This is a genomic window from Streptococcus sp. FSL W7-1342 (genome assembly GCF_037966635.1).
Taxonomy (GTDB): domain Bacteria; phylum Bacillota; class Bacilli; order Lactobacillales; family Streptococcaceae; genus Streptococcus; species Streptococcus salivarius_D.
This window is the reverse complement of record NZ_CP150200.1, coordinates 1,975,189-1,993,730: the sequence shown is the minus strand read 5'-3', so window position 1 is coordinate 1,993,730 and position 18,542 is coordinate 1,975,189. Positions and strand designations below refer to the sequence as shown.

Annotated in this window: 17 protein-coding genes, 3 tRNA genes and 3 rRNA genes; 20 read left to right on the top strand and 3 right to left on the bottom strand. The window is 40.6% G+C overall.

Going from position 1 to position 18,542, the window contains the following annotated elements; translation table 11 throughout:
• The first annotated feature begins 143 nt into the window (after window positions 1-143).
• The 7 genes from NSQ79_RS09250 to NSQ79_RS09220 all read left to right on the top strand — a co-directional run bounded on the left by NSQ79_RS09250 (window position 144) and on the right by NSQ79_RS09220 (window position 6,020).
• A 16S ribosomal RNA gene (locus tag NSQ79_RS09250) occupies window positions 144-1,691 on the top strand.
• A gap of 54 nt (window positions 1,692-1,745) precedes the next feature.
• Window positions 1,746-1,818 (top strand) — tRNA-Ala (locus tag NSQ79_RS09245).
• A 146-nt stretch (window positions 1,819-1,964) separates the two neighbouring features.
• Window positions 1,965-4,864, top strand: a 23S ribosomal RNA gene (locus tag NSQ79_RS09240).
• Between the two features lie 83 nt (window positions 4,865-4,947).
• A 5S ribosomal RNA gene (gene rrf / locus NSQ79_RS09235) occupies window positions 4,948-5,063 on the top strand.
• The 16S, 23S and 5S rRNA genes sit together here with 2 tRNA genes alongside, the layout of an rRNA operon.
• Before the next feature lie 5 nt (window positions 5,064-5,068).
• Window positions 5,069-5,142, top strand: a tRNA-Asn gene (locus NSQ79_RS09230).
• A gap of 111 nt (window positions 5,143-5,253) precedes the next feature.
• Window positions 5,254-5,589, top strand: coding sequence for a conjugal transfer protein TraF (gene traF / locus NSQ79_RS09225; RefSeq protein WP_049527782.1), 336 nt, complete (start codon window positions 5,254-5,256; stop codon window positions 5,587-5,589).
• A gap of 17 nt (window positions 5,590-5,606) precedes the next feature.
• Window positions 5,607-6,020: an acyl-CoA thioesterase gene (locus tag NSQ79_RS09220; protein WP_013991218.1), complete on the top strand. Its 414-nt coding sequence runs from the start codon at window positions 5,607-5,609 to the stop codon at window positions 6,018-6,020.
• A gap of 12 nt (window positions 6,021-6,032) precedes the next feature.
• Here the strand turns inward: NSQ79_RS09220 and NSQ79_RS09215 are convergent, their stop codons facing one another.
• Together NSQ79_RS09215 and NSQ79_RS09210 are read right to left on the bottom strand one after the other, a co-directional pair.
• The gene (locus tag NSQ79_RS09215; RefSeq protein WP_061652421.1) at window positions 6,033-7,493 is read right to left on the bottom strand and encodes an IS1182 family transposase; all 1,461 of its coding nucleotides are present in this window, start codon (window positions 7,491-7,493) and stop codon (window positions 6,033-6,035) included.
• A gap of 130 nt (window positions 7,494-7,623) precedes the next feature.
• Window positions 7,624-8,406, bottom strand: a complete 783-nt coding sequence (locus NSQ79_RS09210) for a protein-ADP-ribose hydrolase (protein WP_002884817.1) — start codon at window positions 8,404-8,406, stop codon at window positions 7,624-7,626.
• A 194-nt stretch (window positions 8,407-8,600) separates the two neighbouring features.
• On the opposite strand from NSQ79_RS09210, the gene trxA reads away from it, so the two are divergent.
• From trxA to rsmA, 5 genes are all read left to right on the top strand, one after another.
• Complete coding sequence (gene trxA, locus NSQ79_RS09205; RefSeq protein WP_014632572.1) at window positions 8,601-8,915, top strand: thioredoxin; 315 nt, start codon at window positions 8,601-8,603, stop codon at window positions 8,913-8,915.
• A 59-nt stretch (window positions 8,916-8,974) separates the two neighbouring features.
• On the top strand, window positions 8,975-9,406 hold the full coding sequence (locus NSQ79_RS09200; RefSeq protein WP_014635075.1) for a CoA-binding protein: 432 nt from the start codon (window positions 8,975-8,977) through the stop codon (window positions 9,404-9,406).
• A gap of 53 nt (window positions 9,407-9,459) precedes the next feature.
• Complete coding sequence (locus tag NSQ79_RS09195; protein WP_014632573.1) at window positions 9,460-10,236, top strand: TatD family hydrolase; 777 nt, start codon at window positions 9,460-9,462, stop codon at window positions 10,234-10,236.
• A complete protein-coding gene (gene rnmV / locus NSQ79_RS09190; protein ID WP_013991215.1) occupies window positions 10,229-10,789 on the top strand; it encodes a ribonuclease M5 in 561 nt (186 codons plus the stop codon). Before NSQ79_RS09195 ends, rnmV begins: the two co-directional genes overlap by 8 nt.
• Window positions 10,790-10,915: 126 nt before the next feature.
• Window positions 10,916-11,788: a 16S rRNA (adenine(1518)-N(6)/adenine(1519)-N(6))-dimethyltransferase RsmA gene (gene rsmA, locus NSQ79_RS09185; protein WP_049527628.1), complete on the top strand. Its 873-nt coding sequence runs from the start codon at window positions 10,916-10,918 to the stop codon at window positions 11,786-11,788.
• 39 nt (window positions 11,789-11,827) lie between these two features.
• Here rsmA and NSQ79_RS09180 read toward each other — a convergent pair.
• Window positions 11,828-11,910, bottom strand: a tRNA-Leu gene (locus NSQ79_RS09180).
• A gap of 136 nt (window positions 11,911-12,046) precedes the next feature.
• Here NSQ79_RS09180 and rsgA point away from each other — a divergent pair.
• The 8 genes from rsgA (at window position 12,047) to rpsG (ending at window position 18,457) form a co-directional block, all read left to right on the top strand.
• On the top strand, window positions 12,047-12,919 hold the full coding sequence (gene rsgA, locus NSQ79_RS09175; protein ID WP_014632574.1) for a ribosome small subunit-dependent GTPase A: 873 nt from the start codon (window positions 12,047-12,049) through the stop codon (window positions 12,917-12,919).
• 7 nt (window positions 12,920-12,926) lie between these two features.
• The gene (gene rpe, locus NSQ79_RS09170; protein WP_013991212.1) at window positions 12,927-13,586 is read left to right on the top strand and encodes a ribulose-phosphate 3-epimerase; all 660 of its coding nucleotides are present in this window, start codon (window positions 12,927-12,929) and stop codon (window positions 13,584-13,586) included.
• Complete coding sequence (locus NSQ79_RS09165) at window positions 13,579-14,211, top strand: thiamine diphosphokinase (RefSeq protein ID WP_013991211.1); 633 nt, start codon at window positions 13,579-13,581, stop codon at window positions 14,209-14,211. Before rpe ends, NSQ79_RS09165 begins: the two co-directional genes overlap by 8 nt.
• 1 nt (window position 14,212) lies before the next feature.
• Window positions 14,213-15,487: a DNA recombination protein RmuC gene (locus NSQ79_RS09160; RefSeq protein WP_045771680.1), complete on the top strand. Its 1,275-nt coding sequence runs from the start codon at window positions 14,213-14,215 to the stop codon at window positions 15,485-15,487.
• Window positions 15,477-16,418 (top strand): 3'-5' exoribonuclease YhaM family protein, encoded by a 942-nt coding sequence (locus NSQ79_RS09155; RefSeq protein ID WP_041817284.1) that lies wholly within the window; start codon window positions 15,477-15,479, stop codon window positions 16,416-16,418. Before NSQ79_RS09160 ends, NSQ79_RS09155 begins: the two co-directional genes overlap by 11 nt.
• Window positions 16,419-16,511: 93 nt before the next feature.
• Window positions 16,512-17,327 (top strand): pur operon repressor, encoded by an 816-nt coding sequence (purR, locus tag NSQ79_RS09150; protein WP_049527624.1) that lies wholly within the window; start codon window positions 16,512-16,514, stop codon window positions 17,325-17,327.
• A gap of 227 nt (window positions 17,328-17,554) precedes the next feature.
• Window positions 17,555-17,968: a 30S ribosomal protein S12 gene (rpsL, locus tag NSQ79_RS09145; RefSeq protein WP_002884809.1), complete on the top strand. Its 414-nt coding sequence runs from the start codon at window positions 17,555-17,557 to the stop codon at window positions 17,966-17,968.
• An 18-nt stretch (window positions 17,969-17,986) separates the two neighbouring features.
• On the top strand, window positions 17,987-18,457 hold the full coding sequence (rpsG, locus tag NSQ79_RS09140) for a 30S ribosomal protein S7 (RefSeq protein ID WP_002884746.1): 471 nt from the start codon (window positions 17,987-17,989) through the stop codon (window positions 18,455-18,457).
• The last annotated feature ends 85 nt before the right edge of the window (window positions 18,458-18,542 follow it).

Below are 18,542 nucleotides of genomic sequence, written 5' to 3'. Positions count from 1 at the left end.
GTTGTCTTAAGAGAGACAAAGACCTTTGAGAACTGAATAAGAAACCAAGTGCAGGGTTATAGAAGAAATTATAACCTGTCAATTTACAAGAATAAATCGTCAGACGACGGTAATGAGTTAACGCTCGAACAATTATTAAATTTTTTAATGAGAGTTTGATCCTGGCTCAGGACGAACGCTGGCGGCGTGCCTAATACATGCAAGTAGAACGCTGAAGAGAGGAGCTTGCTCTTCTTGGATGAGTTGCGAACGGGTGAGTAACGCGTAGGTAACCTGCCTTGTAGCGGGGGATAACTATTGGAAACGATAGCTAATACCGCATAACAATGGATGACCCATGTCATTTATTTGAAAGGGGCAAATGCTCCACTACAAGATGGACCTGCGTTGTATTAGCTAGTAGGTGAGGTAACGGCTCACCTAGGCGACGATACATAGCCGACCTGAGAGGGTGATCGGCCACACTGGGACTGAGACACGGCCCAGACTCCTACGGGAGGCAGCAGTAGGGAATCTTCGGCAATGGGGGCAACCCTGACCGAGCAACGCCGCGTGAGTGAAGAAGGTTTTCGGATCGTAAAGCTCTGTTGTAAGTCAAGAACGAGTGTGAGAGTGGAAAGTTCACACTGTGACGGTAGCTTACCAGAAAGGGACGGCTAACTACGTGCCAGCAGCCGCGGTAATACGTAGGTCCCGAGCGTTGTCCGGATTTATTGGGCGTAAAGCGAGCGCAGGCGGTTTGATAAGTCTGAAGTTAAAGGCTGTGGCTCAACCATAGTTCGCTTTGGAAACTGTCAAACTTGAGTGCAGAAGGGGAGAGTGGAATTCCATGTGTAGCGGTGAAATGCGTAGATATATGGAGGAACACCGGTGGCGAAAGCGGCTCTCTGGTCTGTAACTGACGCTGAGGCTCGAAAGCGTGGGGAGCGAACAGGATTAGATACCCTGGTAGTCCACGCCGTAAACGATGAGTGCTAGGTGTTGGATCCTTTCCGGGATTCAGTGCCGCAGCTAACGCATTAAGCACTCCGCCTGGGGAGTACGACCGCAAGGTTGAAACTCAAAGGAATTGACGGGGGCCCGCACAAGCGGTGGAGCATGTGGTTTAATTCGAAGCAACGCGAAGAACCTTACCAGGTCTTGACATCCCGATGCTATTTCTAGAGATAGAAAGTTACTTCGGTACATCGGTGACAGGTGGTGCATGGTTGTCGTCAGCTCGTGTCGTGAGATGTTGGGTTAAGTCCCGCAACGAGCGCAACCCCTATTGTTAGTTGCCATCATTCAGTTGGGCACTCTAGCGAGACTGCCGGTAATAAACCGGAGGAAGGTGGGGATGACGTCAAATCATCATGCCCCTTATGACCTGGGCTACACACGTGCTACAATGGTTGGTACAACGAGTTGCGAGTCGGTGACGGCAAGCTAATCTCTTAAAGCCAATCTCAGTTCGGATTGTAGGCTGCAACTCGCCTACATGAAGTCGGAATCGCTAGTAATCGCGGATCAGCACGCCGCGGTGAATACGTTCCCGGGCCTTGTACACACCGCCCGTCACACCACGAGAGTTTGTAACACCCGAAGTCGGTGAGGTAACCTTTTGGAGCCAGCCGCCTAAGGTGGGATAGATGATTGGGGTGAAGTCGTAACAAGGTAGCCGTATCGGAAGGTGCGGCTGGATCACCTCCTTTCTAAGGAAAAACGGAATGTACTTGAGTTTCTTATTTAGTTTTGAGAGGTCTTGTGGGGCCTTAGCTCAGCTGGGAGAGCGCCTGCTTTGCACGCAGGAGGTCAGCGGTTCGATCCCGCTAGGCTCCATTGAATCGCAAGATTCAAGTATTGTCCATTGAAAATTGAATATCTATATCAAATTCCATATGTAATTAATTACATATAGATAGTAACAAGAAAATAAACCGAAACGCTGTGAATATTTAATGAGTTAGGTCGAAAGACCAAAATAAGGTTAAGTTAATAAGGGCGCACGGTGGATGCCTTGGCACTAGAAGCCGATGAAGGACGTGACTAACGACGAAATGCTTTGGGGAGCTGTAAGTGAGCAATGATCCAGAGATGTCCGAATGGGGGAACCCGGCAGGTAATGCCTGTCACTCATTACTGTTAAGGTAATGTAGAGGAAGACGCAGTGAACTGAAACATCTAAGTAGCTGCAGGAAGAGAAAGCAAAAGCGATTGCCTTAGTAGCGGCGAGCGAAACGGCAAGAGGGCAAACCGAAGAGTTTACTCTTCGGGGTTGTAGGACTGCAACGTGGACTTAAAGATTATAGAAGAACTACCTGGGAAGGTAGGCCAAAGAGAGTAATAGCCTCGTATTCGAAATAGTCTTTATACCTAGCAGTATCCTGAGTACGGCGAGACACGAGAAATCTCGTCGGAATCTGGGAGGACCATCTCCCAACCCTAAATACTCTCTAGTGACCGATAGTGAACCAGTACCGTGAGGGAAAGGTGAAAAGCACCCCGGGAGGGGAGTGAAATAGAACCTGAAACCGTGTGCCTACAACAAGTTCGAGCCCGTTAATGGGTGAGAGCGTGCCTTTTGTAGAATGAACCGGCGAGTTACGATATGATGCGAGGTTAAGTTGAAGAGACGGAGCCGTAGGGAAACCGAGTCTTAATAGGGCGTATTAGTATCATGTCGTAGACCCGAAACCATGTGACCTACCCATGAGCAGGTTGAAGGTGAGGTAAAACTCACTGGAGGACCGAACCAGGGCACGTTGAAAAGTGCTTGGATGACTTGTGGGTAGCGGAGAAATTCCAAACGAACTTGGAGATAGCTGGTTCTCTCCGAAATAGCTTTAGGGCTAGCGTCGATGTTAAGTCTCTTGGAGGTAGAGCACTGTTTGGGTGAGGGGTCCATCCCGGATTACCAATCTCAGATAAACTCCGAATGCCAACGAGATATAATCGGCAGTCAGACTGCGAGTGCTAAGATCCGTAGTCGAAAGGGAAACAGCCCAGACCACCAGCTAAGGTCCCAAAATATATGTTAAGTGGAAAAGGATGTGGGGTTGCACAGACAACTAGGATGTTAGCTTAGAAGCAGCTATTCATTCAAAGAGTGCGTAATAGCTCACTAGTCGAGTGACCCTGCGCCGAAAATGTACCGGGGCTAAAACATATTACCGAAGCTGTGGATACCTTTATAGGTATGGTAGGAGAGCGTTCTATGTGCGAAGAAGGTGTACCGTGAGGAGTGCTGGAGCGCATAGAAGTGAGAATGCCGGTATGAGTAGCGAAAGACAGGTGAGAATCCTGTCCACCGTAAGACTAAGGTTTCCAGGGGAAGGCTCGTCCGCCCTGGGTTAGTCGGGACCTAAGGAGAGACCGAAAGGTGTATCCGATGGACAACAGGTTGATATTCCTGTACTAGAGTATATAGTGATGGAGGGACGCAGTAGGCTAACTAAACCAGACGATTGGAAGTGTCTGGCCAAGCAGTGAGGTGTGATATGAGTCAAATGCTTATATCTATAACATTGAGCTGTGATGGGGAGCGAAGTTTAGTAGCGAAGTTAGTGATGTCACACTGCCGAGAAAAGCTTCTAGCGTTAATTATACTCTACCCGTACCGCAAACCGACACAGGTAGTCGAGGCGAGTAGCCTCAGGTGAGCGAGAGAACTCTCGTTAAGGAACTCGGCAAAATGGCCCCGTAACTTCGGGAGAAGGGGCGCTGACTTATGGTCAGCCGCAGTGAATAGGCCCAAGCAACTGTTTATCAAAAACACAGCTCTCTGCTAAATCGTAAGATGATGTATAGGGGGTGACGCCTGCCCGGTGCTGGAAGGTTAAGAGGAGTGCTTAGCAATAGCGAAGGTATGAATTGAAGCCCCAGTAAACGGCGGCCGTAACTATAACGGTCCTAAGGTAGCGAAATTCCTTGTCGGGTAAGTTCCGACCCGCACGAAAGGCGTAATGATTTGGGCACTGTCTCAACGAGAGACTCGGTGAAATTTTAGTACCTGTGAAGATGCAGGTTACCCGCGACAGGACGGAAAGACCCCATGGAGCTTTACTGCAGTTTGATATTGAGTATCTGTACCACATGTACAGGATAGGTAGGAGCCTATGACCTCGGGACGCCAGTTTCGAGTGAGGCGTTGTTGGGATACTACCCTTGTGTTATGGCTACTCTAACCCAGATAGGTTATCCCTATCGGAGACAGTGTCTGACGGGCAGTTTGACTGGGGCGGTCGCCTCCTAAAAGGTAACGGAGGCGCCCAAAGGTTCCCTCAGAATGGTTGGAAATCATTCGCAGAGTGTAAAGGTATAAGGGAGCTTGACTGCGAGAGTTACAACTCGAGCAGGGACGAAAGTCGGGCTTAGTGATCCGGTGGTTCCGCATGGAAGGGCCATCGCTCAACGGATAAAAGCTACCCTGGGGATAACAGGCTTATCTCCCCCAAGAGTTCACATCGACGGGGAGGTTTGGCACCTCGATGTCGGCTCGTCGCATCCTGGGGCTGTAGTCGGTCCCAAGGGTTGGGCTGTTCGCCCATTAAAGCGGCACGCGAGCTGGGTTCAGAACGTCGTGAGACAGTTCGGTCCCTATCCGTCGCGGGCGTAGGAAATTTGAGAGGATCTGCTCCTAGTACGAGAGGACCAGAGTGGACTTACCGCTGGTGTACCAGTTGTTCTGCCAAGAGCATCGCTGGGTAGCTATGTAGGGAAGGGATAAACGCTGAAAGCATCTAAGTGTGAAGCCCACCTCAAGATGAGATTTCCCATGATTTTATATCAGTAAGAGCCCTGAGAGATGATCAGGTTGATAGGTTAGAAGTGGAAGTGTGGTGACACATGTAGCGGACTAATACTAATAGCTCGAGGACTTATCCAAAGAAAGTAACTGAGACATATTGACAACGATTTGGTTTCTTGATACAGTATAGATATTCAATTTTGAGTTGAGAATACTCAGAGTTAAGTGACGATAGCCTAGGAGATACACCTGTTCCCATGCCGAACACAGAAGTTAAGCCCTAGTACGCCTGATGTAGTTGGGGGTTGCCCCCTGTTAGATACGGTAGTCGCTTAGCGTTTATCCGCCATAGCTCAGTTGGTAGTAGCGCATGACTGTTAATCATGATGTCGTAGGTTCGAGTCCTACTGGCGGAGTATAGATTTCATTGCTGGATTTAGGTCTAGCTTTTTTTGTCAAGTTATTTACTTGTTAAAACTCTTAATTTCAGATATGATATGATTATATTTTATTTGAGAGGTATTATTATGTCGAATTTTGCGTCAGCGTTTACACCTATTTCTATTTCTACTGTTAAAGATAAAATTTCTTCTACAGATAAGTTTATTTTATTTATTGGCCGTCCTTCCTGTCCATATTGTCAACTTTTTGAACCTAAATTATCAAATGTTGCTTGTAATTCAAATCTTACTATTTTCTATATTAATAGTGAAAATAGTGAAGAACTTGAAGATATCCAAGCTTTACGTAAAAGATATGGTATTGCTACCGTTCCAGCCCTATTTGTTTCAGAAAATGGAACTGCTAAGGTTGTTTGCGACTCTTCTCTTTCTGAGGATGACATTTTAGATTTTATTTCTTAATCTTTTTGGAGGTTCTTATGTTTATTTGTAAACACGAGGTCCAGTATTATGAAACAGATCGAATGGGTATTACTCATCATTCCAATTATGTACGATGGATGGAAGAGGCTAGAACTTTTTTTCTAAGAGAGATAGGTTGGGCTTATGAAAAAATTGAAGAGGAGGGAATTATCTCTCCTGTTACTTCAATTTCCTGTGACTATAAAGCTACTTCTACTTTTGCAGATGTGATTTCTATTGAGATTAATGTTAAAAGTGTTAAATCTGCTAAACTTTCTTTTGTATACCATATGGTAAATCAGAATGGTGTTCTTGTTTGTACAGCTGCTTCTGAACATAGTTTCTTGTCTAAGAATGGTGGTTTTGTTAATCTTAAAAGAGATTATCCCTCATTTTTTAATCTTTTAAAAGAGCATTCAGTTATGCAATAAAAAAGAAGAAAATCATTTTGATTTTCTTCTTTCAGAATGAAGACAAACATCGTTTTTGATGTTTGTCTTTTTTATATTCTTACCTAATTCTCCTATAATCCAATAATATTGAGATATTTGGGTAAAATTATAGGTCTTTCCTGTCATCATTTTTACCAATTTTTTGATATTTAGACACGCTAAAGTAAGCCCAACCTTAGCTTCCATTTTGGACTTTCCTTTTTCTCTGGTATAACGTAAGTTATGATATTCTTTAGCTGTTCCGAATAACCGTTCTATCGTTTCTTTCCGGTGTTGATACCGTTCTTTCATACCACTTTGATGGCGAATATCTTCACAGACTTCTAGGGCATCTTTCCAAATATGACGCACAACAACTTTTTGGTGCTGGCGACTTTCAGTACAAATCGCTAACAAGGGACAGGTCTTACAAATTTTAGGATTACTTTTATACTCTCGATAACCTTCACGTGTGGTTGTACGATAAGTTAATACATGGTTCTCTGGACAAAGATAACAATCAAAATGCTCGTCATAGACAAAGTCTTTTGGACGTAAAAAATCTTTCTTACCTCTTGGTCTAGTGTAAGGGAAAACTGGTGTAATCCCTTTTTCTAGAAGAAACTTGGCAATACTAGGTGTTTTATAGCCTGAATCCGCAATAATGAATTCAGGTGAGAATGGTTCTAGTTTGACAAAAAGAGCAGAGAAAGCCTGACTATCATGGATGTTTCCTGCTTCAACCGTATAAGCTAAGGCCCAGCCGTGTTTATCACAAGCTACTTGAGCATTGTAAGCGAAGACTTCCTTATGTTCCCCCTTATGAAACCAACCACTGTCTGGGTCTGTCGTTGATTGTTTCTTAGGTTTAGCCTCGCCTTTTTTGGCGGGCTTTAAGAACTTTTTTGCGTGTTTTTTCCTATCTAAATTAATCTCAATCTCCAGTTGTTCACTCATGAATTTAGCTTTTTGATCAATAACAACAGTTTTGTACTTATGATTATTAGCAGCTGCCTTGATATGGGTCCCATCAATGAAGATTTCTGAGGGATCAATGAGCCCTGCTTCCAAAACATGATGAAGCACATGACTAAAAATGTGTGCTAACACTTCCTTGTTTTCAAAGCGTCGGCTATAGTTCTTACCGTAAGTTGTAAAATGAGGCACCTTATCGTCCAGAGATAAGCCAAGAAACCAACGGTAAGCCGTATTCACCTCAATATCTTTAATGGTTTGGCGCATAGAACGAATGCCATAAAAACATTGAATCAACGGAATTTTAACTAATAAAACAGGGTCTAGACTAGGGCGACCATTATCCGAGGAATAACTATCTTCGACAAGATCATAAATAAAAGAGAAATCAATCGTTTCCTCGACTTTTCTTAGAAAATGGTCTTTAGGCACAAGTTCATCAAGCGTATAGAATCCTACTTGACGTCGATTGTATTCAGGATTTTCTTTGTGAAACATAGGAACACCTCATCAAATACCTTTTTCTTTTATTATACTCCTTCAAAGCAAGAAAAATCCCCAGAAGTATAACTTCTGAGGACTTTGTCTTCAATCTGAAAGAAGAAAATCATTTTGATTTTCTTCTTTTTTATTCAGCAAGGAGTTTTTGATAAATTGCTAAATTTTCATCATCAAATACGTTAAATATGACTTTTTTTATTATACTTGACTCATTAATAAAGGTTTTGACTGTTTGAATGGCGATTTTGGCAGCTTTTTGTTTTGGAAAATTGAAATCCCCAGTTGATAGACATGGAATAGCAATTGATTCAATGTTATTTTTCTCGGCTAGTGCTAATACTGAGAGATAGCTTTTTGCTAAAAGATCCTCATCAATTTGTGTCGGTTGGTCTACTATTTTCGGACCTACTGTATGAATGACAAAAGCAGAAGGAAGGTTGTAAGCTGGAGTGATTTTAGCCATACCAACGGGTTCTTCATATCCTTGTTCTAAGATGAGTTCGAAACAAGCTTGGCGTAACTGAACACCTGCATATGTATGAATAGCATTATCTACACAATCATGGAGTGGTTTCATACATCCTAGTAAGGTTTTATTGGCTGCATTTACGATTGCATCTACTTCAAGTCTTGTAATATCACCCTTCCAGAGGTAGATTCGATCATCTTGAGGGATGGGCTGGAGTGAACTGAGTTGTACAAATCCACGTTCCCCTTTCCTAACTTGTAGGTAAAGATCTTGTATTGTCAAGAATTGTGTTGATGCTGCCATTGGTTTACGTGTATTAAAGAGGGCTCTGAGAAGCTTTTGCTTTTCCTCGAGTTCTTCTGGGATAATCAAATCATGTAATTCTAGATTTTCTTTTTTGAGTTCACCTATGAGATAGGTAATCATTGCATCTTTATCCATATTTACTCATTTCTATTTTTTTAGTTTTTTATTATTATACTCCCAAGATAGGCTGTGAGCAAGTGATGTCTATGATAGGCAATGACTAATATTTGATAAGAATTTTTTATGTATGTGTCAAATTCTTGCAATGGCCTTTAGAATCATATAGAATAGGTCTACAAAAGTTTTATAATGTCTAGGAGGATGAATATATGACACAAGTAGTAATAGATGCTACATTTGAACAAGAAACAGCTGAAGGGCTAGTTTTGATTGATTTTTGGGCAACTTGGTGTGGGCCTTGCTTGATGCAAGCACCAATTCTTGAGCAACTTTCTGAAGAAATTTCAGAAGATGAACTTAAGATTGTTAAAATTGATGTTGACGAGAACCCAGAAACAGCTCAGAAGTTTGGAATTATGTCTATCCCAACTTTACTCTTCAAAAAAGATGGTGAGGTTGTTAAGCAAGTTGCAGGTGTACATACAAAAGAACAAATTAAAGCTATCGTTGCAGAGCTTAGCTAACTAATCGTCACAGTCCCGTTTAGGGATTTTTATTTTATTCGAACGACAAGGAGAGTCTTATGTCTTATTCATTTCAAAATCCTAGTGCTGAGGTTATAGAGTCTTATCTAAAATCAGCAAAGACGATTGCAATTGTTGGTTTATCTCATCGTAAGGAGGCAGCATCTTATCAGGTTGCTCATTTTCTACAGGCTGCTGGTTATCGTATCATACCAGTAAATCCTAAACTAGAAGGTCAGGAGCTTCTGGGAGAGCATGTTTATGCTTATCTTAAAGATATTCCATTTTCGATTGATATTGTTGATGTATTTAGACGAAGTGAGTTTTTACCAGATGTTGCTTATGATTTTCTTGAGACAGATGCAAAAGTTTTTTGGAGTCAAATTGGTCTTGAGAATGAGGAAGCTGAGACTATTCTTCGTCAAGCGAATAGACAGGATATTGTAATGAATCGTTGTACAAAGATTGAATATATGCGACTCTTTGTTTAATAAAATGAAAAGGTGAGTGAGCTATGCTCGCTCGTTTTTGTTATAATAGACCTATGATTGAAATTTTTGATACGCATACCCATCTTAATGTGGATAATTTTGCAGGAAAAGAACAAGAAGAAATAGATTTTGCAGCTGAACTAGGTGTTATTAAAATGAATATTGTTGGTTTTGATAAGCCAACAATTGATAAATCTTTAGCACTATCAGAGAAGTATGATCAACTATATAGTACGATTGGATGGCATCCTACGGAAGCAGGGTCCTATTCTCAGGAAATTGAGGATATGATTGTATCACAATTGGATAATCCGAAAGTAGTGGCACTTGGGGAAATCGGTTTGGATTATTATTGGATGGAAGATCCTAAAGAGATTCAGATTGATGTCTTTAAGCGTCAAATAGCTTTGTCAAAGGAATACAATCTACCTTTTGTTGTCCATACACGTGATGCACTTGAGGATACTTACGCTGTTATTAAAGAAGTTGGTGTTGGTCCTCGTGGGGGGATTATGCACTCATACTCAGGATCCTTAGAAATGGCTCAAAAATTTGTTGATCTTGGAATGATGATTTCATTTTCAGGTGTTGTAACTTTTAAGAAGGCTTTGGATGTTCAAGAAGCTGCTCAGAAGTTACCTTTAGATAAGATTCTGGTTGAAACGGATGCACCGTATTTGGCACCTGTTCCCAAACGTGGTCGAGAGAATCGTACAGGCTATACACGTTACGTAGTAGACAAGATTGCTGAGCTTCGTGGCTTAACAAGTGAAGAGGTTGCTAGGGCTACTTATGATAATGCGATGAGGATTTTTGGTCTGGATGAATAAAATAAAAATTCAAGAAGTCATCGTGGTAGAAGGTAAGGATGATACGGCAAATTTGAGACGTTTTTATGAGGTGGATACCTATGAGACTAGAGGCTCTGCTATCAATGAAGACGACTTAGAGCGTATCAATAAGCTTAATGACTTACGCGGAGTGATTGTTTTCACTGATCCAGACTATAATGGTGAACGTATCCGTAAAATCATCATGGAAGCTGTTCCGACAGCAAAGCATGCTTTCTTAAACCGTGGGGAAGCAACACCAAAATCTAAGACTAAAGGTCGTTCATTGGGTGTTGAGCATGCGAGTTTTGAGGATCTTCAAAAGGCCTTATCTGGAGTTCTAGGTAGTTACGATGATGATAATCAGTTTGATATTAGTAAATCAAATCTTATGAAGTTAGGACTACTAATGGGAGCAGATAGCCGAAAGCGTCGAGAATATTTGGGTGAGGCACTTCGTATTGGTTACTGCAATGGCAAGCAGCTTCTAAAACGTTTGGAATTGTTTGGAATTACTTTAGAGGAGCTGGAAGAGGCTATGTCAAATTACTAGACTACCAGTAATCTTAAAATCAAATCGCTACTAAGTAGCTTATTATAGAGGTTGGGATAGTTAAGGATTTGGACTTGTTTTGTGTCCAAATATAAAAATCGTGAAATTAACAAGAAAAGAGAATAAATGAGAATTGCAGATTATAGCGTGACCAAGGCTGTCCTTGAACGCCATGGCTTTACCTTTAAGAAGTCTTTCGGACAGAACTTCTTAACAGATACAAATATTTTACAAAAAATTGTTGATACGGCAGAGATTGATAAAAATGTCAATGTAATCGAAATTGGACCTGGTATCGGAGCATTAACAGAATTCTTGGCTGAAAATGCTGCGGAAGTTATGGCATTTGAAATTGATGATCGATTGGTTCCGATTTTAGAGGATACATTACATGATCATGATAATGTTAACGTGATTAATGAAGATGTTCTCAAGGCAGATTTGCAGACACGGGTAAAAGAATTTAAAAATCCAGAACTACCAATTAAGGTTGTAGCCAATTTGCCATATTATATTACGACGCCAATCTTGATGCATTTGATTGAGAGTAAGATTCCTTTTGCAGAATTTGTTGTTATGATGCAAAAAGAAGTCGCTGACCGCATTTCTGCAGAGCCTAATAGCAAGGCCTATGGTTCTCTATCAATTGCCGTTCAGTATTATATGACCGCTAAAGTGGCGTTCATTGTCCCTCGTACAGTCTTTGTACCAGCACCTAATGTTGACTCAGCCATTTTGAAGATGACGCGTCGTGAACAACCGTTGGTTGAAGTTAAAGATGAGGATTTCCTTTTCCGAGTGGCTAAGGCTAGCTTTGTCCATCGTCGTAAGACATTGTGGAATAATTTAACAAATCATTTTGGTAAATCTGAAGAAGTAAAATCCAAACTTGAGAAGGCATTGGAAATTGCAGATATAAAACCTTCTATTCGTGGAGAGGCTTTATCTATTTCTGATTTTGCACATTTATCAGATGCTTTGAGAGAAGCAGGCCTATAATTCAAAAATCCCACTGAATCTCAGTGGGATTATTAGTTATGCGGAGAAAGGGATTTGAACCCTCACGCTTGAAAAAGCACATGCGCCTGAAGCATGCGTGTCTGCCATTCCACCACCTCCGCAGATGATATGCCTATTATACTGCAATCTATTGAAAATGCAAGGAGGCCCATGGGAAATGGAAAATCCGTTTTTTTGTTCCAGAAAAGCTTTCTAATTTGTGATATAATAGGGCTATTAAACGAATGAGGAGTTCACTTGCAAGGAAGAATTATCAAAGCACTGGCAGGTTTCTATTATGTAGAGCATGATGGTGTTATATACCAGACGCGTGCACGAGGAAATTTTAGAAAAAAAGGACAAACACCTTATGTTGGAGATTTTGTTGAATTTTCAGCAGAGGAAAATTCAGAAGGTTATATCCTTAAAATTGGTCAACGAATCAATAGTTTAGTGCGTCCACCCATTGTCAATATAGATCAGGCTGTGGTTATTATGTCTGTTAAGGAACCGGATTTTAACTGTAATCTTTTGGACCGTTTTTTGGTTCTACTAGAGCATAAAAATATAAAGCCTGTAATCTATATTTCTAAGATGGACTTGGTTGAAGATGATTCAGAAATGAAAGCCATTCAAAAACAATATCAAAGAATTGGTTTTGATTTTATCTTCAGTTTGGAAGAACTATTGCCGCTCTTGACTGATAAAATAACAGTCTTTATGGGACAGACGGGTGTTGGAAAATCAACCTTGTTGAACCGTATTGCCCCACAGTTACATTTAGAAACAGGTGAGATTTCAGACAGTTTAGGTCGTGGACGTCATACTACAAGGGCTGTAAGTCTTTATGACGTTCATGGTGGGAAGATTGCTGACACACCAGGATTCTCTTCGCTAGATTATGAAGTGGATAATGCAGAGGACTTGAGTGAAGCTTTTCCGGAAATTCGTCAAGCTAGTCATGGTTGTAAATTCCGTTCTTGTACTCATACCCATGAGCCTTCTTGCGCTGTTAAGGAAGAGGTTGAAAATGGCCAAATCTGGCAAGTCCGTTATGATAATTACCTTCAATTTCTAAGTGAAATTGAAAATCGTCGTGAAACATATAAAAAAACTGTAAAAAGAAAGTAGGTCTCTCATGTCATATAAAATTGCTCCTTCTATCCTAGCTGCTGATTATGCTAATTTTGCTTCAGAACTAGCTCGTATTGATGCATCAGGTGCGGAATATGTTCACATTGATATTATGGATGGTCAATTTGTTCCTAATATCAGTTGGGGAGCAGATGTGGTTGCTAGTATGCGTAAACATAGCAAGTTAGTTTTTGATTGTCACCTTATGGTTGTTGATCCTGAGCGTTATGTGGATGCCTATGCACAAGCTGGTGCAGATATCATGACCATTCATGTTGAAGCCACTAGGCATATCCATGGTGCCCTCCAGAAAATCAAAGTTGCTGGTATGAAAGCAGGTGTTGTGATTAATCCTGGAACCCCAGTTGAGGCACTTATTCCTGTACTTGATTTAGTGGATCAAGTACTTATCATGACTGTAAATCCAGGTTTTGGTGGTCAGGCGTTCATTCCAGAAATGATGTCTAAAGTAGAGCGCGTTGTGGAGCTTCGCGAAAAAGGTGGCTATTCATTCGATATTGAAGTTGATGGTGGTGTAGATAATAACACTATTGCAGCATGTGCCAAGGCGGGGGCTAATGTTTTTGTCGCGGGCTCTTACCTCTTCAAAAATCCTGATTTGACAGCGCAAGTTCAAACGCTTCGTGATGCTATCGATGCCTAAAATAGCTTTATTTGTCGGTGGTGAGCTAGAGTGGTTCACTACCGATTTTGATTATTTTGTTGGGGTGGATCGTGCGTGCTTACGTTTGTTGGAGTTAGGTTTACCTATTGATTTGGCTGTTGGAGACTTTGATTCAGTATCTCGGTCAGAGTTAGAGATGATCCAATCAGCTACCAAAGATTGTATGATTGCTCCGGCTGAAAAGGATGACACGGATACAGAGTTAGCCCTAAAAATTACATTTCAGTTATATCCTGAGGCGGAAGTAACTATTTTCGGTGCTTTTGGTGGCAGAATTGATCATATGTTATCAAATATATTTTTGGTCAGCGATCCTGAATTAGCTCCTTTTATGAGGCGTATCTGTTTGCGAGATAAGCAAAATAAGATTACTTATTATCCAGAAGGAAGTCATAAAGTTTTACCAGAACCTGGAATGACATATGTTTCTTTTTTACATGAGGGTGATGGAGAACTGACGATTTTGGGAGCAAAATACGAATTAACTAGTATGAATTATTTCCAGAAGAAAATCTATTCTAGCAATGAATTCGTTGATGGTCCAATTCAAGTGATTGTGCCAAATGGATATGTGATTGTCATCCAGACTAAAGATAGGAGTTAGTATGATCTATCTACTTACACTTTTAACTTTATTAAGCTTGGGGATTCTTATTGTTCTTTTCTTGAAGAATATGGAGTTAAAAGAACAGATTAATAAGAGTTTGGAAGAAAATGCAGATAATCTTTCAGATCAAGTTTCGTTTCAATTGGAAAGTTTTGCTAAGACAAACCAACTGGAAACGACAAAGCAATTGAACCAATTGCAGATGGAACTATATCAACAGTTGACAGATATCCGAGAGGTTTTACATCAAAATTTGTCTGATAATCGAGACCGTTCTGACCAACGTCTTGAGCAAATAAACCAAAGCTTAACCAAAGCTGTTAAAGATATGCAGGATTCCAATGAGAAACGTTTGGAACAAATGCGTCAGACAGTTGAAGAGAAACTTGAGCAAACCTTACAAACACGTTTACAAGCCTCTTTTGAGACGGTTTCAAGACAATTAGAGTCTGTTAATCAGGGCTTGGGGGAAATGAAAAATGTAGCCAAGGATGTTGGAAGTCTTAACAAGGTCCTTTCAAATACAAAAACACGAGGTATTCTGGGTGAGCTTCAATTAGGACAAATTATTGAAGACATATTGACTGTTAATCAGTACGAGCGAGAATTTCCTACGGTATCAGGTTCAAGTGAACGAGTTGAATATGCAATCAAAATGCCAGGAAACCATAAAGATGAATATATCTACCTTCCCATTGATTCTAAGTTTCCTTTGGAAGATTACTATCGTCTGGAAGATGCTTATGAGTCTGGTAATAAAGAGGAGATTGAGAATCACCGTAAGTCACTTTTGACTAGTATTAAGCGATTTGCAAAGGATATTAACAAGAAGTATCTTAACCCACCTGAAACTACAAATTTTGGCATATTATTTTTGCCGACGGAAGGGCTTTATGCTGAGGTAGTACGCCAACCAGCCTTCTTTGACGCCCTTCGTCGTGAGGAGAATATTGTTATCGCAGGGCCGTCAACCTTATCAGCACTCTTGAATTCATTGTCTGTAGGTTTTAGAACTTTGAATATTCAAAAGAATGCGGATGATATTAGTAAGATTTTAGGTAACGTCAAACTAGAATTTGGCAGGTTTGGAGATATGTTAGCTAAAGCTCAGAAACAATTGAATACAGCGAGTAAAACAGTCGATAGTCTTCTCAACACAAGGAGTAGGGCAATTGTTAGAGCTCTTGATACAATTGAAACCTATCAAGACAGTGCGACACAAAGTTTGTTGGATTTACCACGATTAGAAAACGAGGATAAGCATGAAGATTAATCAAATGAAAAAAGACGAGTATTTTGAAGGTTTTTATCTGATTAAGCGTGCAGAGGTACGTAAGACAAGAGCAGGAAAGGATTACATTGCCTTTACATTCCAGGATGATACTGGAGAGATTTCAGGAAACCTATGGGATGCTCAGCCTTATAATGTCGAAGAATTTACCACAGGTAAAGTAGTGCATATGGAGGGCCGTCGAGAGGTTTATAATAATACTCCTCAGGTAAACCAAATTACCTTACGCTTGCCTACATTTGGTGAGCCAAATGATCCGGCTGATTTCAAAGAGAAACCACCAGTAAATCCTTCCGAAGTACGCGAATACCTAGAGCAAATGATTTTCAAGATTGAGGAAGCAACTTGGCAGCGTGTTGTTCGTGCCCTTTATCGAAAGTATAATAAAGAGTTCTTCACTTTTCCAGCTGCTAAAACAAATCATCATGCTTTTGAAAGTGGACTAGCCTATCATACAGCTACTATGGTTCGCCTAGCGGACAGCATTGGAGATATTTATCCAGAGCTCAATAAGAGCCTACTCTTTGCCGGAATTATGCTTCATGATTTGGCTAAGGTTATTGAACTTACTGGTCCTGAAAATACTGAGTATACGGTTCGTGGAAACTTAATTGGTCATATTGCTTTGATTGATGAAGAAATCACTAAGGTGCTCATGGAGCTCAATATTGATGATACGCGTGAGGATGTCGTTGTTTTGCGTCATGTCATTCTCAGCCACCACGGACAACTAGAGTATGGTAGCCCAGTGCGACCTCGTATTATGGAAGCAGAAATTATTCATATGATTGATAATCTTGATGCCAGTATGATGATGATGACGACAGCCCTTAATCTAGTAGGTCCAGGAGAAATGACAAATCGTCTCTTTGCTATGGATAATCGTTCTTTCTACAAGCCAAAATTTGATTAAAATCGAAATTAAGCGAGCATTTTATATGAAAATGTTCGTTTTTTGCTGTATTATGGTATAATAGTTAAAAAGTACAGAAAATATAGGTAACATATGAAATTAAAACGAAGTGAGCGCATGGTAGTGATTTCAAACTATCTGATTAATAATCCTTATCAATTGACAAGCCTCAACACCTTTGCAGAGCGTTATGAAGTTGCAAAGTCTTCAATCTCAGAAGATGTTGCTATCATTAAAAAAGCTTTTGAGGAAAGTCAAATAGGAGAAATCGAAACAGTAACGGGTGCATCTGGTGGCGTTATGTTTACACCAACTATTTCTGATGAAGATGCAAGAAGTCTGGTTGAAGATCTTTGTAAGCGTCTTTCCGAGAGTGATCGTATCTTACCAGGTGGTTATCTCTACCTATCTGATTTATTGAGTACACCGTCTATTTTGAAAAATGTTGGTCGTATCATTGCCAGTGCCTTTAAAGGACAAAAAATTGATGCCGTTATGACAGTTGCAACCAAAGGAGTTCCTTTAGCAAATGCAGTAGCAGATGTCTTGAACATTCCATTTGTTATCGTTCGTCGTGACTTGAAAATTACAGAAGGTTCAACCGTATCGGTAAACTACGTTAGTGGTTCAAGTGATCGTATTGAAAAGATGTTCCTTTCAAAACGTAGTTTGAAACCAAATAGCCGCGTCCTTATTGTTGATGATTTTCTTAAAGGTGGCGGTACCATTACAGGTATGATTAGCTTGCTTTCAGAATTTGATAGTGAGTTAGTAGGTGTAGCTGTATTCGCAGAGAATGCTAAAGGCGATCGTGATATCCATGAATATAAATCATTACTTACTGTTTCTGACATCGATGTAAAAGCACAGAAGGTAGAAGTTGAAGTCGGTAATATTTTTGATAAATAATTAATCTACGATAGTATTCCTAATTTAACGATTAGGAATTTTTCTTTTTAACAAGAAAGTCTTGACAATAATCATCAAAAAATGATACTATATTAGACGGTACTTTTTACTTTTGGTCTCTCAAAAGTGTACAGAGACGTGCTGACATAAGTTGCAAAAGTACACACAGATATGGGCTGTCACCAAGTGCCATATCAACCAAAAATAAAAAACACAGGAGAATGTAGATGCCTACAATTAACCAATTGGTTCGTAAACCACGTCAATCAAAAGTTGTAAAATCTAAATCACCAGCTTTGAACGTTGGTTACAACAGCCACAAAAAAGTTCAAACTAACGTATCTTCACCACAAAAACGTGGTGTTGCAACACGTGTTGGAACAATGACACCTAAGAAACCTAACTCAGCCCTTCGTAAATTCGCTCGTGTACGTTTGAGCAACCTTATCGAAGTTACTGCTTACATCCCAGGTATCGGACACAACCTCCAAGAACACAGCGTTGTTCTTATCCGTGGTGGACGTGTAAAAGACCTTCCAGGGGTACGTTACCACATCGTCCGTGGTGCACTTGATACTGCAGGTGTAGCTGATCGTAAACAAAGCCGTTCTAAATACGGTGCTAAACGTCCTAAAGGATAAGAAGGGAGATAAGATAAAATGAGTCGTAAAAATAGAGCGCCTAAACGCGAAGTATTGGCAGATCCATTGTACAATTCAAAAATCGTTACACGTCTTATCAACCGTGTAATGCTTGACGGTAAACGTGGTACTGCTGCAACAATCGTATACGATGCTTTCGAGCAAATTAAAGAAGCAACTGGAAACGATGCTCTTGAAGTATTTGAAACAGCTATGGACAACATCATGCCTGTACTTGAAGTACGTGCACGTCGTGTCGGTGGTTCAAACTACCAAGTCCCAGTTGAAGTTCGTCCAGAACGTCGTACAACTCTTGGTCTTCGTTGGTTGGTTAACGCATCACGTGCGCGTGGTGAACACACTATGAAAGATCGTCTTGCAAAAGAAATCATGGATGCTGCAAACAACACTGGTGCATCAGTTAAGAAACGTGAAGATACTCACAAAATGGCTGAAGCAAACCGTGCCTTTGCACACTTCCGCTGGTAATCATAAGTTTCAAGCTGAATTACAGTCATATATTCATAAGCTAAGATTATGGATTTGTAATAGGCTGACTCTGAATTCAAATAAT